Consider the following 15,105-nt stretch of genomic DNA (forward strand, 5'->3'; position numbering starts at 1 on the left):
ATTAATACTTAATACTTCGTATATCAGACATAATCAGGAAACGGTAAATCATAAATTAATGCTTGGCCTGGAGTAGCCAGCCACTTCCAAAGCTGGTTTTGTGTAAGAGTTCCTTCGCAGATGCGAAGCAATGCTTCACCTAAATCGGTGCTTTCTACAACACTCAGTCTGCCACATGATGATATTACCATTGGTACACTTGGATCAACTCCAGGATGACAAAGCGTAACACAAAATACATCTTTATGGCCATGAACCTCCGATGCTGCAAGCACTTCTACTGCTTTATTGTATTCTACAAGTTTGTCTCCATCCTTTGATTTCAATTCCAGCACTAGAGGAGGTGATTCATTCAACTTGATCAAATAGTCGGGTGCCCCTGTTTTTGTCTTATCGTCCAACTTTTCAAACTTTATGTGAAGAGCAGCCAAGATCTTCTCAAACACCAATTCGAATTCGGTCCCTCTAGAGTTGTAAAACTCTTGTACAAAACTAACATTTGAGCAACGGCGCGCTCTTTTGGTGTGTTTATCACTGATTCGCTTTCTTAGATTCTTTTTCCAATCTCTGCAAATATCGCGGAGCCAGTTAGCTTTCGCTTGCGCGGAAGGTTTTGCATTTTCGAATACTGCAACCCTGACCGCATCGGCATCTGGGGAGCCCAAAATTATTTGCTCTGGGCGAATAAAGCCTTTTTTTCGAAGGTCGAGAATTTCCGTGCGGAAGAGTTTGAAGCTGGAATCAGGAGAATAGAGTTCCTTCATCCAGAGGACGTCATCAGGTAATCCTTCACTAATGCGGAAACTGATGCGACGTATAACGCGAGGAAGCTTGCGCACAAGGGCAAGGTCTAATTCAATTTCACGGAACTGTTTTGGCCGCAAACTTTCCGGCACTGTAACATCTGCAGCTGCTTCGATAATAGAAGCAAATCCTTGGAGAGCCCAAACACAGTTCCGAAACATTTCGCGTAGCATTCCCGCACTCATTTGAGGGAGCATAGACTCTAACTTACGGAAATCAGCCCCCTCCATCCAATCGATAGTAATCCCTGCAGCATTTATGGGGGTAGGATCGACTTCCCAAGCAGATTCAGGTAGGTCAAGGCGATTCGTCTTTACATCGTAGACAATCTTATTTTCAAGTGGATAAGGCAGAAACCTAGTCGGTGGTTTCTTGTTATATGTCCTGAATTCAGGAGCAGAGTAACAAGCGGCTAGAAGAGCAAGAGCAAGTCGTGTGATATCCCCCTGATTTTCCAGCGTTGGCAACAACGGAACAAGTCTATTGGCCTTGCTAGCCATATACTTTAACAAAAAGCTGGAAGTGTCTGGCAGTAGACCACTAAAAGCGACCACTTTGCCTACCGGAGTCGCGGACAGGTTACCAGAACTACCTTCTATTATAAAGCACTCATCACGCAAAATTGTGATCGCATAAGATAACTTTTCTGGCCACGTATCAAAGTTTATAGGATTTGTTGACTGTTCGCGAAGTGCACTAAAAGTATTGCAGACAAGCTCATTGACGTCTTCTTTAGATTTACATAAACCAGAGGCGACAAGTTGCAACACAAGCTGATCAAACCTGGTTGGTGTAATCCTTGGTTGAAGAGATGGCAGCGCTCCTAAATTAAGATAGCGCTTTGCGAGTCGTAGTTCGGATTTATTTGCGATAAAAATTAGTCTGCCTTGTTCATGTTCAAAACCCATTCTGCCAACACGTCCCGCCATGTTGTGAAATTCATCGGCTTCAATGGCCACATACGATCTTCTACTGCCATTCCAGCGCTTCCAAGACGCGAATATCGCAGCCCCTAAAGGGAAATTAACTCCAGCGGCTAGGGTGCTGGTAGCAAATACCACATCCAACTTGCCATCAAGAAGATATTGCTCGACTATATGCCGTTCCTCATCGATCAAATCCGCATTATGAAATGCTACTCTCTTAGCCATAATTCTTGAAAGGATGGTGTTGGCAGAGGTTTCAGGAACCCCTTCGAATGGAAGGTAAAGTTGTTTTTGTTCTTGCTTTACGTGCTCGTCAGCGAATTTCTGTGCTAATTCGTACGTGTCCTGCTTTTTCATACAAAATACAATAATCGGCAAGGGTGGTGGTGGGGATTTTTGCTTGAGAAGATAGGTCAGCACTGAAATTGCGTCTAGCTTTATGCCGACCGGCAGCGAAATCCCTTCTTCTATTTTCTCAGGCTGTTCAGTGGTAACAGCGGCTATTCCATGGTCGGTCCAGCATTCGTAATGTAGGTGCTTTTCCCGTGTATGATTTATAACAAGCGACACTTCCAGCCAGTCAGCAAGGTCTTTGGCATCTCTGGGCTCAAGGACTGCAGAAAGCCCGACAAATTGTTTCCAACCGGCATTACGCAACAGTGTCAGGAGCACTTCGACGTGTTGTCCGCGATGCTCGTCCCCGATAAGCTGGATTTCGTCGCAAACAATTACTGTTGATGTCATGTCTGCAGGAATACCTGACGAAGACAATAAAGCCAAATATTTTTCATATGTTGCGACTAAGACATGTGCTCCTAAGGGATGTGTCACGACTTCGCCGTTTGCATCTTCCACATAGTCGCCGGTAGCAATAACCAAAGATGATTCAGAGTCCTCGAAATATTGAGCAAGAAGAAGTGATTTGAAGTCCTCAAATTTCTGTTTTGCCAATGCTCTATGTGTAACGAGATAAACCACATTGCAGGCATTCTCGACGCCCTTGGCTATCGCCCACAAAGCGATTTGCGTCTTACCCGTTGAAGTTGGAGAGACCACCAAAAGACTTCTACCTCGGCCAACACCAGCTTCAAGCGCATCAAATTGAATATCGCTCAAGGCAGGGGTTTCGCCATCGGAAAACACGAGATTCTTGATGATTGATTTGGATAGACTGTGACCATCAGGTAATCCGAATTTCATGGAATATCCTCTCAGTAGATATGCTTACATTTCGCAAGCAATAGCTATTAATTACCGTCTATCAAAGGGCATCGTCTTCCATGGCTGCGATTTCATCTTCGGCTCGATTAGCGTTCTCGAAGGTGTATTCAATTGCGATATATCCACTTGATGTATCAAAAGCTCCAAGCACAAGAGCAACTGAGACCAAAGAGTCAGTCAATGACGCCCCTGTTTCTTTACTCCACTCGGACATATAAACCCTCTCCTTATTGATAATTGATTGCATCCAATCACGTGGCTCATTCCAAATGCTACCAGGCATCAGAAAATCGAGCTTCTTCTGCTGACCGTAGGTAGCGATCAGCTTTTGTTCCATAACATCGAATGATGTCTTAAGCTCGACACCATAAATGTTAGTTTGAATCGATTTCCCTACAGCCTTAAGCCACGACAGTCCTGATTGTGGGGCTATTGTGCAAACATAACGCTCAAAGGCAGAATGCGGCTTGGGAACAACAGGTGTTATGAACTTGCATGGCGTGATTTCTTCTAGCGGTGACTCAAAATCGTTCATAGTCATTCCCATCCACAAGCCAAACGGACCTTTCCTACTCATCTAACCCTCCCTAATATAAAAGTTGTATTTAATGCCTCCATCATACAGATGGTACTCACGCCATATGAACCACAATTTCACCCTCTTCCTTAGCTCTGCCCTTTCCCACCAATAGCCCTATTCCACCCCTCATCGTCTTATCAACCGACGGCCCAGTCCTCTGATACCCAAACAGCCGTGCCGTTTCCCGAACAAGGTCCGCCACCGGCAGACTCACATGCTGCTCCAGCAGATACTGCGCCGCGTTGGCGACTTCGACAAGCGGGAGGTCTTCAGCGTCCCGCTTGGAAGCGTCGTCGGCACCCGGAACTCGGAATCCGGGGAAGGACTTCGGCTCAAGGGAAGCTGGCCAGAAGAATACCTTGCCCTCATCGGTCGTAACCCTCACATTCGCCTTCTTTGCCAGCCCCACAACCCGCGTCTGTGCCCGTGAAGTGACCCTGGCGATTCCCCAGTGCTCCGCCACCCGTCGTGCAACGAGCCCGAGACTTACCGGTCCTTCCTTACTCACCACCGCTTCAATGAGTGCACAGACGCTGCTGTCCGCCGTCGGCAGATGGAAGTCTTCCGGAGTTCCTTTGATGCCCCTGAAAGTGAACGGCTCATAGACCGGCAAGGTGGGTTGATGTGGAGGAGGCGCTTGAGGCGTCACCGGCTCGTTAACCAATGCCACTGGCGCTGCTGCAATTAGCAGGAGTGGCTTCTCGGTAAAGGTTTCCGGCTTCTCCGGAGCCTTTCTGGCGGCATCAATTGCCACCTCTATCCGGGCAAGCTCCTCGGCCGGCTTTTCCCACCAATCGGTGGACCAGACCCGATGCAGGTTCCAACCAAGCCCACGAAGGATGCTTTCCCGCAGTTTGTCCCGGTCGCGTGCCGTCTTGGAGCGGTGGTAGTTGGCGCCGTCACATTCGATGCCGAGCAGGTAACGCCCCGTTTTGTCAGGATCGACAACTCCCAGGTCGATGCGGTAGCCGGAACAGCCCACCTGGGGATGGACGATATACCCCTTGTCCCGCAGTGCATCACAGACCTGCATCTCGAAGGGTGATTCACATTCGCCATCCGGACCGCTGGCCCGTCGCTCAGCAATGGCCACCGTGCCCCTCTCGGCATAATCGAGGAAACACTTCAGGTCGGCGACGCCCTGGGCGCGACTGCGGGAAAGGTCGATCTGTTCGGCGCGCAGGGTGGAGAAGACGATCACCTCTTGCCTCGCCCTGGTTATGGCCACGTTGAGGCGGCGTTCACCGCCATCCCGGTTGATGGGGCCGAAATTCATGGAGACCCGCCCCGCCGCGTCCGGTCCGTAGCAGATGGAGAAGAGGATGACGTCCCGCTCGTCCCCCTGCACGTTTTCCAGGTTCTTGACGAACACCGGCTCAACGGCGCTATCGGAGAAGTACGGCTCGATTTCCGGGTGCTGTCGACGTGCCTCCTCCAGAAGGTCGTCCACCAGCAGTTGCTGGGCGAGGCTGAAGGTCACGATGCCGATGCTGTAGCTGCACAGTTTCGGATCGCGCAGGCGCCGCAACACCTCGTCCACCACCGCCGCCGCTTCGGCCTTGTTGGTCCTGCTCTTTCCCTTGTCGTATTCGCCGGTCACTGGGCGGAAAGACACGCCGAGTTCCTGATGCGGCGACGGGAAGGTCAGCAGACGATTACCGTAATAGTGGTAATTGCTGAAGGCGATGAGGCTTTCGTGGCGACTGCGGTAGTGCCAGTTCAGATGACGTTCCGGCAGTTGGGCGGCGATACAGTCGTCGAGGATGCTTTCCAGGTCCTCCACGAGGCTGTCATCAGCATCCGCTCCGTCGCCGGTATCGGCCCGGGAAAAGAAATTGGTTGGCGGCAGTTGTTTAGGGTCGCCGACGATGATGACCTCCTTGCCACGCGCCATGGCCCCCACCGCATCCCAGACCGGAATCTGCGAGGCCTCGTCGAAAATGACCAGATCGAATGGTGGATGGGCCGGGTCGAGATACTGGGCGACAGAGATGGGACTCATCAGGAGACACGGCTTCAGGCGAGGGAGAAGATTGGGGAGTTTCTGCAGCAGAGAGCGTACTGGCAGATGGCCTCGTTGCCGCTGGATCTGCCGGCGGAGCAGGCCCATCTCGGAGTTAGGATTGTCCACCTGCCCTCGCGGGAGCCTGGCTGCCACCCGCGCCTGGATCTCCTGGCGGGTCAACTGGGTGTAACGGTCGTCGATCAGGCGGAACTGGCGGATCTTGTCCTCGTAGTCGCTGCTGAAGAATCCTGACAGGGCTGGTTCACCGCTGATTATGGTGTCGCACCACCACTGATAGTAGCCCCGTTCGAACGTTTCCTGCAGCTTCTCCGTTGCCAGCCCCTGCTCTTCGTAAGCCTTGATGAGTGGCCCGAGATCGAGCGCCAAGGCCTCGCTTCGTACCGTCCGCCAATGACACCAGGGCCTGAGGCCGTTGAGGTTTTGCAGCCAGAGCTCACTGCGTTCGGCAAGTCCAGCCAGAAAACGCTGTGGCTCCACTTCCGCAGGGTTGAGCGCCAGAAGGGTCGTGAGTGCACTCAAGACCGCCGCGAAGCGCGAATGTATTTCCTGATATGCCTGAAGGCGTTGGCCGATGGGACCGTCACTGGCGAGCTGCTCCCGTCCTTCGACAACCAGCTTCGCCCAGCATTGGCGCAACCGCACGGCAAGTTCGACATCTACGCCCGCAACATTCAATGCGACCTTGCGCAAGGCATCAGCGCGGGCGACGGAGTCCTCGATCTTGCCCCAGTCAGCCTCGCCATCGCGCCAGAGGCTGCCGAGCAATTCGGCCGTTGTCCCTTGTGCTTTGAGATACTGCTCTTCTTGCCGGAGCGCTTGAGCAAGTTGGAGATCCGGTACGATATCCGAATTCTGAGGGGTATATCCGGGCCGGGCAATGGCTGTGAGGGTTTGACGAATCTTTCTGCAACCGAGCCAACGGGGAAGGAACCAGGACTGTTCGGCCGCAGCCCATTGTTGAGACAGGGCGTTCGCGTCCAAGGTCAGCAGACCTTCGCTGTACTTGTTGAAGAGCTTTTCGCGCAGGTCATCGCGTTTGCGGCCATGGGCAACGATCTCGGCTATGGCTGCCTTGTTCTGCTCCCACTCACCCGTAGCGAGTAACCCCTGCGGCAAAGATGGACAGTTCAGCAGTGCAGCCGCGATTTCAGCAAGCCGTTGCAGGTCCTGACTGCTCCAGTCGATTGCCTGCATGCCAACAATGACCGCGATCCCATTGGCAGCGCTATTCAGAGAGTCTATCACTCCCTTCATTTCGTTCAGGACACGTTCCACGCTGTTCCGAAGTTCTGGGGTCCAGACCTCGCACTGGGCTGCAGCCCAGCTATTCGCTGCCGGATGACCGATCTGGCCGGCAGCCAACTGTAGTCGCCGAACGGTATCGCGCAGGGCATCCAGCTTCTGTCGGTCGATCTGATCCACCGATGGCCAAGCGATCTTCACGAGTGGCACGTCGCGGTGCTTGATGAGCAGCGAGATCCCGGTGAATAGGGATTCCCCGGAGGGACGGACGGCATGGAGGGCTGTCACGAAGCCGTTCAATTCCTGCCGGGTAGTCGCGAGTCGCTGCGCCTCCCTTAGCCATTCTTCTGAAGTATGCGCAGCCCTCACCCCGAGCGTTTGTTCCAATTGACCCAGAACCTCTTTCTTGTGGCTCTTGTTGGAGTGCAACTCCAGACAAAAAGGCCCCAGGCCAGACTCGGTCAAGCGTCGGTGAACCACTTCCAAGGCAGCCCGTTTCTCAGAAACGAAAAGCACCGTTTTCCCCAAGGCAAGGTTGTGGGCGATGATATTGGTGATGGTCTGCGACTTGCCGGTGCCTGGCGGTCCGTGGAGAACGAAGCTCTTGCCGGCGGCTGCGGCATGGACGGCGGCAAGTTGCGACGAATCGGCACTGAGCGGACAGAAGGTGACCTCGGGGCTGTGGGTATCGTCCAGACGGTCGGGATCGGGGAAGGTTCCGCTGTCGGGATAGACGTCTGATGGATTATGGATGAGATGACGGACTATGGCATTGCGTTGGAGGTCTTCTGCCCGAACCTCCAGATCTCGCCACATGAGGAACTTGGCAAAAGAGAAGTGGCCGATATAAGCCTGCTCCAGCACTTCCCATCGGTCAATCTCGACAATGGCTTCGCGGAATTTGCGAAGGATGAACGGCACGTTTATGCCGTGGTCATCCATGGGAATCGGATCGAGCCCGCTGATATTGAGATCGAATTCCGCCGCCAGATTGGCAAGCAGGGTCACGTTGACCATTGGCTCGTCATCACCCTGCCGGATACTGAACCCCTCCTGGAGCGAGCGGCGCTCAATTTCCAGGGGGACAAGGATAATTGGAGCCAGCCGGCGTTGAGGCGAAGTAGGCGTCTCGTACCAGGATAGAAATCCGAGAGCGAGGTAGAGCGTGTTGGCGCCGTTCTCCTCGATGCTCAGCTTCGCTTCCCGGTATATCTCCAGAAGCCTCCGGTTAACATCCAGCTCTGTAGCATCGGCATGCAATCGGCGCGAATGGAAGGCCTCCTTGAGCATCTCGTCCAGGGAACCGGCACCAGTCCGCTGTCGGTGGACTTCAGCATTTCGGGTGTTGTTCTCACCGAGATCGCTTAGTTTGGGGTAGACCTTGAACGATGTTCCATCGGCCAGTGCGTCTTCCAAAAAGCCAAGATCTGGGCAGAGAATGGGCAGGTTCTTTTTGGACTCCTTGAAGTTAAGCAGGCGGTTATGCATGGTGAGGTCAAGGAGTTTTCGCTTCCAGCGATCCAGACGGGTGGCTGGTGTTTCCGGCGCAGGCTCGTCAAGTGTGTCTTGCGACGTGGACGGAGTGGGAATATCCAGCGAAGGAAGAGCCGTCGCAGTTGATTCGTATTCGGCTGAGACAGCAGGCTGCGTCGCAAAGCGCTCCACGCGAAGCGGCAGCGGGCGAATGCGGCCTTTCCTGGCCCGCCGGATATCGATTACGAAGCGGAAAGCAGTGATGTCTTCCAGGTACTGTCGTCCGGCCTTGATTGCCTGGTCGAAGGGTACCAGCTGTTCGGACGTAAGCAGTGTTGTCTCGAAGACGGTAATCTGGCCAAGCTCTACCCGCTTGCGCAAGCGTAGGAGATCATCGGTTGCCACATCAGCAAAGGTTTCCTCTTCCAGCCAGACCCCAACAAATGCGTGTCCGGCAGTAATGACAACCAGTGGGTGCAGCCCTGCCTGCTCCAGACAGGCGGCGACAAGAACGGTCAGGTCGAGGCAGGTGGCAAGGCGGCTTTCCAGAATCCTGTCCGGAAGTCGAATCTTCTGGCCGGCTTCCTCGAAGCTGGCGGGAGGGTTTATGTAACGGATTGAACGCTGTTGGAGTGAAGAAAAGATGGCGGCTGCGGTGAGGGCGACTCTCTGTGGATCGCGTGCCTGATAGCCAGATATGGAGGAGTTTCCAGTCCACTTGCCCAAGAGGTCCGCTGCGTCGGAAAGCACTGATTCAATTGACGGATGATTGGGGGTTATGAAGGCGGCGATGATTTCCGGCAGAGACTGCAGGCCGTTCCACTCGTCGAAAGCAAGGATGTCGATGCGGCGACTGATGCGGGATAATGAGGTGTCTTGCTGGAATACTTCGATGTGCAGCGAACCAGACACACGCTCGGTGAGGCTCGCCAGGAAATCGTGAGAAAGGGCAAGATCAACGACTCCGAGGTTGTACGTCTCACCGGCCTTGATGCTGCCGATCCGTGACTCCCATGCGGGAGCAAACTCGGGCTCGGTTGTAATCAACACCTTAATGTCGTGAAGTGGGCTTTCTCCGTTGTTGGAGATTCGAAGCGCTTTCATGACCGGCACGTCGTTTTGCTGCATTGCGTAATTGACTGTGCAGTCATGTTCTACAGCCAACGAAACTATGGGATAATTATCGCCTTCTTCAATCGTCCCAGATATTTCATCGCTCATTTGTATTCCTCCAGACTTGAAGAAAAGTTCGTAGCGACTCTATCTATTCAATTTTTATCCTATTCCTCGTTCTCTGTATCAAATTCCGACAGGTTCCGCAGACTAAGCCGCTGCAAGAGCAACACCGGCTACCCGCATTCGCGTAAACATCACCGCCCCCTGGCTATTAGCCGCTTGGGTTTTGGTATGGGTTTAGGCGTCTCAGTGAACCCCGAACAACAAATAAGCATAGTTAATAAGATATTTCATACGATAGGTCAACCTAGAGAAAACCTGATGCACATTATGCACGGGAAAAGTGACATTCAAAATAGAAAGCCGCCATCTTCCGATGGCGGCCAAGGGGAAAACTGCAGTTGGTGCTGTTGAGAATCGAGCTTCAGTGGGATGGGAGCTTATTGCTCGTACCCTTCCCACACATAAATGATGTCAAACCCGTAGGTATTCCGGACATATTCGGCGAAGATCTCCCTCGCTCGGAGTGCACCGGAATCGTCCTGAGAGGTAACCGCGAAGAGATGTCCCAAAGCGGGGCTGATGAGGCTGGCGAAAAGGACGTCGATGGCAACTTTTTCCGCCGGCGCCACTTCCCTGCGGCGGCATGCCCACTCATCAGTCACAATTCCAACACAGGCCCGGTAAACATCGTCAGGAACGGAGCGCCGGTCCGTTTCCCACTCATAAAGCCGTTGCGGCGTCACCGGTTTGGCGCCAACACCATATCGCCTGACAGCGAGTTCTTCCCCAAATATTTTCCCCGTCATTCCGACTACCTTCCGGATTTTCTTGATATCGAGTGCATTGTACATAGTTGCCTCCTCTTTCATGTCGGACCGCTTTCCTCTGGCCGGGGCCAACGGTCTGGGAACATAAACTTCCAGCTCGTATCTGTTCATGACCTCCCTGCGGGCGGTAGCATATCCTTCAGGGGGGAGCCTTGCCCGGAGCCTTTTCAACTCGGCATGCATCTCGACGTGGGCACCTGGAGGCATGCACGCCAGGTTCTTGATCCGGTTGTTCCGTCTATTCTCGTCCCGGTGGTGGATGACGAAACCGGCCGGCACCGGTGCCCCGTAGTGGAGCTCCCAGACAACGATGTGCTGCATCTTGCTCCGCGTTATCTTTTTTTCCCTGTCACGAATGGTCAGCTGAATGTAGCCCTGCGGGGTAGATCTGGGTCTGGCATTTTCCCAACAGGAATTGCCTTCCGGCAGACCACTTCCACCCAGGGGCTTCTCCTGGCGTCTGCGATGTGTGGTGACGACCGGGGAGATCATGATGCACCTCCCGGAAGAGCGGTCGGCTTCGCGACCATGAATCCAAACTTCGAGAGCACATCATGACCCACAAAGCCAAAAAGGGGAAAAGAGACCGTTATGCGGATATTGCGGTTTGCGAGTTGAATCTTGAGAATGAATTCCTCGCAAAATTCCGCCACCTCCGCCTGAGGTATCCGAGTCGTCCCCTCCTTGGATATCCGCTGGAGCAAGTAACCGTAGATGGCGTGGGCCAAGAAAGATTCCATGTCCGCCATCATAAGTCGGAGCCAGTCCCTGGCCTCCTCCCTGGTTAGCTGATTGTGCCTGATAGTCAAGTTCCTCTTGATCCAGTCTTTTCGTGTTTCATCGATCTGTGCCATGATTCCCCCCTAACGTTAGTGCACGCTTCCCTACGCCCTTAGTGCCTCATGACCAACCCTTTGGAACAGCGGCAGAGGGTTGGCTCTCCCCTTTCCCCTCAGTACGAGTCGGAGTTTCAGCTGAAATTCGCCGAGGAAGTGGCAAAACTCCCTCTCGGGGAAGCTCTCGTCCTGACGCTCCCGACGCCTGAACTTTACAAACCCATAGAGTGCCAACTGGTAAAAAAGCTTCTCGTCTCTCATCATCAGCCTTTGCCAGCGCACCGCCATGTCCTTGGAGAGAGATGCCGTGGTTGCCTCAAGGTTTTTCTCGACCCAGGTCCGCATCGCCAATTCCTCATTGTCACGCCTCATTAACACCTCCTTCGGACTCTACCAACAATTACCGATCGATTCATTTAAGTGAATTATACCATTCATTTTTATAAATGTAAATAGCAAAATTCACAATTATGCATTCAAGACTTGAACCGGAGCGAACTTCCTGCTATACATTGGGGCATGGATGAGACGACAAAGGCCGAAAAACGCAAGCGCGGAGAAGTGGTCATAGCCACCGTCTTCGTCGAGAGGGTTGAGATCTTGATGAAACAAAAGAAACTCTCTCGGGCGGAGCTTGCCGACCGGGCCGACCTCTCCAGGTCTGCTCTCACTCAGTTTTTCGGCGGAGAACGAAAACCGAGTGCGGACGCTGTAGTAAAACTCGCCAACGTTCTTGACACTTCTACCGACTATCTCCTGGGGAGACGTGACCAAGCAGAGCTTGCGGACCTACTTCAGTCAGACAAGATCAAGGAACTGCTCCATCTCTTCTCCAATCTTTCCACAGCGGACCAGGATCGAGTTCTCGCCATGATACGCTTGATGAAGGGAACCGCCCGCTCTCCCTCAGAGGAATCCCCTACGAACCCACCAGCCGCGTAACGAGAATGGCCCTTTTTCTCATTACTTAGTGAACAGCACAAAAAAACGGGGCGTGCCCGCCGCTGTATGCGCCGGACACGCCCCGTTTCACTGTTGCTGCTCGCACCTGTTCAAAGTCGGGCAGGTTCGAAAAAACTACTCACCTTCAAAGACCTTATGAACTTTCCGTCTGGTGATAAATCGAAACTCCTCCCGCTTGACAACGAGACCGTTCTTTCGGGCTGCCCTGAGAGCAAAGGCAAGAAGTTGCCTCTTCTGCTCAACTACCCCACTCCAGCAGGGAATCCCATTGAGTCGATCAAACTCCTGTTTTAGCAATCTTGGGTTGTGGCGCCGAACGGCGTCGGCCAATATCTCCTTGACTCCGTGGTAGCTCTCCCGATCAAGATGAACGGTGACGCCATTCGAGCCAAAATGAATACGGTAGCCGAGATTTAGACGCACCTCGAGCGGCTTTTCGCGAATGTCGCAAAAATGGTCCTTATCGGCAACCTCTTCCACAATTCCCTTGGTATGTAGGACAACTGCAAATCGCCCCCAGCGCAGAAACATGAAGTTCGCTTTTCCCATACCTTTTCTTCGGTAACGCTGGTCCTTGCTGAGATCGGCAGAATATTTCCCCATGAGCTTGTTATCGGTCCGCAACCACCGATCCTGCTTTGCTTCGGGGTATTCGATCAAACAGTACCAGTAATAGCCCCTGCTCACCTGATAAACCACCTGCTGAATAAATCCCTGCCACGAAATACATAGATAATTACCCATAATCCACCTCCCGGTTTTTTGATGAGCGGCCTTCCGGCCAGCTGACAGCCTCACCCGAGTCGGCAAAATATTTTGCCGACTCGGGTGGGGCTGCCAACCCCAAAAAGAGAATCTGCATGGTGAGACCTTTCCCGTGCCTTTTGATCGCCGGTGCCACCCGACAGGCCTCGGACCACCACTGCCTTGCAGTGATCCTCAGACGGTACTCAATCCCGCTAATCAACCCTCGCTCGTGAATTACTGAAAACCCACGTCGTTCGGGTCTTTCCGCTTTAGTTACAGACGTCGGAAACTGGGTCCGGTCGCTCCGTCAACAGTTGTGCGGCTTTCACCGCGGGGACGAATCTGGAAGTTCCCCCTTACTCACCATAAGGCTTTCGGTACCTGCTGACTTCATTGCGTTTCGGCCTCGCCGCTCCCAGTTTCCTTACCCGGTTGCACCCTGGTGGGCGCTTTAACCGCAAGCATCATTGCGGCTCCTTTACGGGTTGAGCTATTTACGCCCAGGCATTACTGCCTGGGCGCTCCCCCGCCGGGTCTGGCGTTGTACGGTTCCCCGCACCCCGCAGAGTGGATTATGTGTTCACCACTTCATCTGTAACGAGTCGGGTTCCTGGTTGCCGGAACCAAACCTTGTCAGCGTCGCCCAGTTTCTGAAACCAGTGGGTAGAAGCGGAGATTTTCACTCCGCAGCCCCCGTTGCCACCGGACGGGCATCTCTCAATGCATCCGGCGACGCCAGCCGAGTCTACGATTCAGGTTGGCAGCCTGAAAGTAGCGACTCGGCACCCGCCTCCACCAGGTTGGCAGCCCAGTGTGGCGAGCAGCAGACTCTCTTTTTGATAATTACCTATGTGAACAGGGGACGCCCGGCATCGAGCCGAACGTCCCCTGGATTGTGGGGGGGACTGGAGGCTATCCAGTCTTCAGAGGTAGGACCAACTTTTCCAAATTCAGTATTGGAAATCGCGCAGCCATTTCCGCTGCTGGAGTCAAGCGAGACTCAACGAGCACCCACACTTCCTTTCGGAGGAGTGCTGGCAATCTCGAGTCTCCAGCAAGCTCTTGCCGGTCATGAGGTCAGGAGGCTATCAACTGCTCCCGACTGTGTGGGAGAGGCTTGTACATCCGCGCTGTCAACTTCTCGATACCACACAGTCACGGCGCACATCAGGGCGCCGATGACTCGTAGACCGAGCCCGAAGAGTATAGGCCACACGATGGCCATAATCTGTCGGACAAAACAGACGTCAAGCCTCAATTCGGAACCTCACACTAACTGTTCCAGATGTAATCAGGATTATGCAACAGATTGATCACAGGCGCCGGAAGAGGCAACGCATGATCGTGGGTGGAAAACTGCCTCGATAAGGCGGCCAGAATGACCGCCCCGGAAAGATTCTCAAATATGATCGCAAGCGCCCTATCGATGCGGACAGGGATGACCTCGCAGACCAATCGATACCACCGATACCAAACTCTTGTACCGGCAGCCACAATACAGTCCTTCCCTGAGACAAAGAAGGCACTTCTCCTTCCACTCGACTCGAGCGGAATCCCGTAGGATAAAAAATATCGACGTATATTTCTATTTACTGTCTTTATTATAGTTACAGATTTTGTAATATCAAAGACTTTTTTTGTTCTATGTACTATTTTTTATGTAATTAAAGTATTTGTCAACACATACATAATATTTGTCCCATTATTGGTTCATTTGTTATGGTCATTATTTTTTTAATTACGTTTGTATATTTACTGAATAGCAACAGTAATTATTTGCATAATTTTTTATGATGCAGATATTGATTATTTTTAAATTCCTTTATGTGAAGTAGTGCAACAGTTGATGAATTTTTATACTAAAATAATTCGTGTTGCAGGTCTGTGCATATCACTATACCAAATTTTTTGAGGTATAGTGGTATGGATTATTTCAACCCAGGTGAATTTGAAACTCTTACTATCCAAGAATTCTGTCAAAGATTGCACATATGCCAGAGCGAAGTCTATCGTTTGCGCAACGAGGGCAAGCTTGTTCCTGGACGCCATTTCATAAAGATAGGAAGAGTCGTCCGATATTTCTGGTGCAAGGAAGTGCTCCAGGATATTCACAGGACGGCGAACGACGACAAGGCAGGAGAGGCCCCACCCTCACAGGCACCGACTCGGCAAAATAGCCGTTCGCGCCGGCTGGGCCGAACAGAGAATCGAGTAAATTGGGATATTGAATAGTCCCCACCCCTTTGTTATCGTGGGTGTTGGACTCAATGCCCAGATCAGA

Annotated in this window: 9 protein-coding genes; 2 read left to right on the forward strand and 7 right to left on the reverse strand. The window is 52.6% G+C overall.

The genetic code is table 11. The features are described from left to right. Positions 1-23 precede the first annotated feature (23 nt). From AABA48_RS07920 to AABA48_RS07945, 6 genes are all read right to left on the reverse strand, one after another. Positions 24-2,930: a DEAD/DEAH box helicase gene (locus AABA48_RS07920; RefSeq protein ID WP_338271271.1), complete on the reverse strand. Its 2,907-nt coding sequence runs from the start codon at positions 2,928-2,930 to the stop codon at positions 24-26. A 61-nt stretch (positions 2,931-2,991) separates the two neighbouring features. After that, positions 2,992-3,528, reverse strand: a complete 537-nt coding sequence (locus AABA48_RS07925) for a hypothetical protein (RefSeq protein ID WP_338271272.1) — start codon at positions 3,526-3,528, stop codon at positions 2,992-2,994. 55 nt (positions 3,529-3,583) lie between these two features. Next, positions 3,584-9,493 (reverse strand): DUF3320 domain-containing protein, encoded by a 5,910-nt coding sequence (locus AABA48_RS07930; protein WP_338271273.1) that lies wholly within the window; start codon positions 9,491-9,493, stop codon positions 3,584-3,586. A gap of 395 nt (positions 9,494-9,888) precedes the next feature. After that, complete coding sequence (locus AABA48_RS07935) at positions 9,889-10,770, reverse strand: HNH endonuclease signature motif containing protein (protein WP_338271274.1); 882 nt, start codon at positions 10,768-10,770, stop codon at positions 9,889-9,891. Beyond that, on the reverse strand, positions 10,767-11,132 hold the full coding sequence (locus tag AABA48_RS07940; RefSeq protein WP_338271275.1) for a hypothetical protein: 366 nt from the start codon (positions 11,130-11,132) through the stop codon (positions 10,767-10,769). The genes AABA48_RS07935 and AABA48_RS07940 overlap by 4 nt, the downstream gene beginning before the upstream one ends. Positions 11,133-11,162: 30 nt before the next feature. Next, entirely contained in the window at positions 11,163-11,486 is a 324-nt protein-coding gene (locus AABA48_RS07945) for a hypothetical protein (RefSeq protein WP_286352228.1), read from the reverse strand. Positions 11,487-11,633: 147 nt separating this feature from the next. Here AABA48_RS07945 and AABA48_RS07950 point away from each other — a divergent pair, with 147 nt between their 5' ends. Continuing rightward, complete coding sequence (locus AABA48_RS07950) at positions 11,634-12,056, forward strand: helix-turn-helix domain-containing protein (RefSeq protein WP_338271276.1); 423 nt, start codon at positions 11,634-11,636, stop codon at positions 12,054-12,056. A 135-nt stretch (positions 12,057-12,191) separates the two neighbouring features. Here the strand turns inward: AABA48_RS07950 and AABA48_RS07955 are convergent, their stop codons facing one another. Further along, positions 12,192-12,821, reverse strand: a complete 630-nt coding sequence (locus tag AABA48_RS07955) for a hypothetical protein (protein WP_338271277.1) — start codon at positions 12,819-12,821, stop codon at positions 12,192-12,194. A gap of 1,926 nt (positions 12,822-14,747) precedes the next feature. On the opposite strand from AABA48_RS07955, the gene AABA48_RS17410 reads away from it, so the two are divergent. Beyond that, a complete protein-coding gene (locus tag AABA48_RS17410) occupies positions 14,748-15,056 on the forward strand; it encodes a helix-turn-helix domain-containing protein (protein ID WP_445156390.1) in 309 nt (102 codons plus the stop codon). Positions 15,057-15,105 lie beyond the last annotated feature (49 nt).

Origin of the sequence: Geobacter sp. 60473, assembly GCF_036323535.1 — a bacterium.
Classification (GTDB): Bacteria; Desulfobacterota; Desulfuromonadia; order Geobacterales; family Geobacteraceae; genus Geobacter; species Geobacter sulfurreducens.

What these genes read in the sequence shown, in the direction of transcription:
- AABA48_RS07920 (WP_338271271.1), bottom strand. Translation starts at nt 2,930, where the DNA reads ATGAAATTCGGATTACCTGATGGTCACAGTCTATCCAAATCAATCATC.
- AABA48_RS07925 (WP_338271272.1), bottom strand. Translation starts at nt 3,528, where the DNA reads ATGAGTAGGAAAGGTCCGTTTGGCTTGTGGATGGGAATGACTATGAAC.
- AABA48_RS07930 (WP_338271273.1), bottom strand. Translation starts at nt 9,493, where the DNA reads ATGAGCGATGAAATATCTGGGACGATTGAAGAAGGCGATAATTATCCC.
- AABA48_RS07935 (WP_338271274.1), bottom strand. Translation starts at nt 10,770, where the DNA reads ATGATCTCCCCGGTCGTCACCACACATCGCAGACGCCAGGAGAAGCCC.
- AABA48_RS07940 (WP_338271275.1), bottom strand. Translation starts at nt 11,132, where the DNA reads ATGGCACAGATCGATGAAACACGAAAAGACTGGATCAAGAGGAACTTG.
- AABA48_RS07945 (WP_286352228.1), bottom strand. Translation starts at nt 11,486, where the DNA reads ATGAGGCGTGACAATGAGGAATTGGCGATGCGGACCTGGGTCGAGAAA.
- AABA48_RS07950 (WP_338271276.1), top strand. Translation starts at nt 11,634, where the DNA reads ATGGATGAGACGACAAAGGCCGAAAAACGCAAGCGCGGAGAAGTGGTC.
- AABA48_RS07955 (WP_338271277.1), bottom strand. Translation starts at nt 12,821, where the DNA reads ATGGGTAATTATCTATGTATTTCGTGGCAGGGATTTATTCAGCAGGTG.
- AABA48_RS17410 (WP_445156390.1), top strand. Translation starts at nt 14,748, where the DNA reads ATGGATTATTTCAACCCAGGTGAATTTGAAACTCTTACTATCCAAGAA.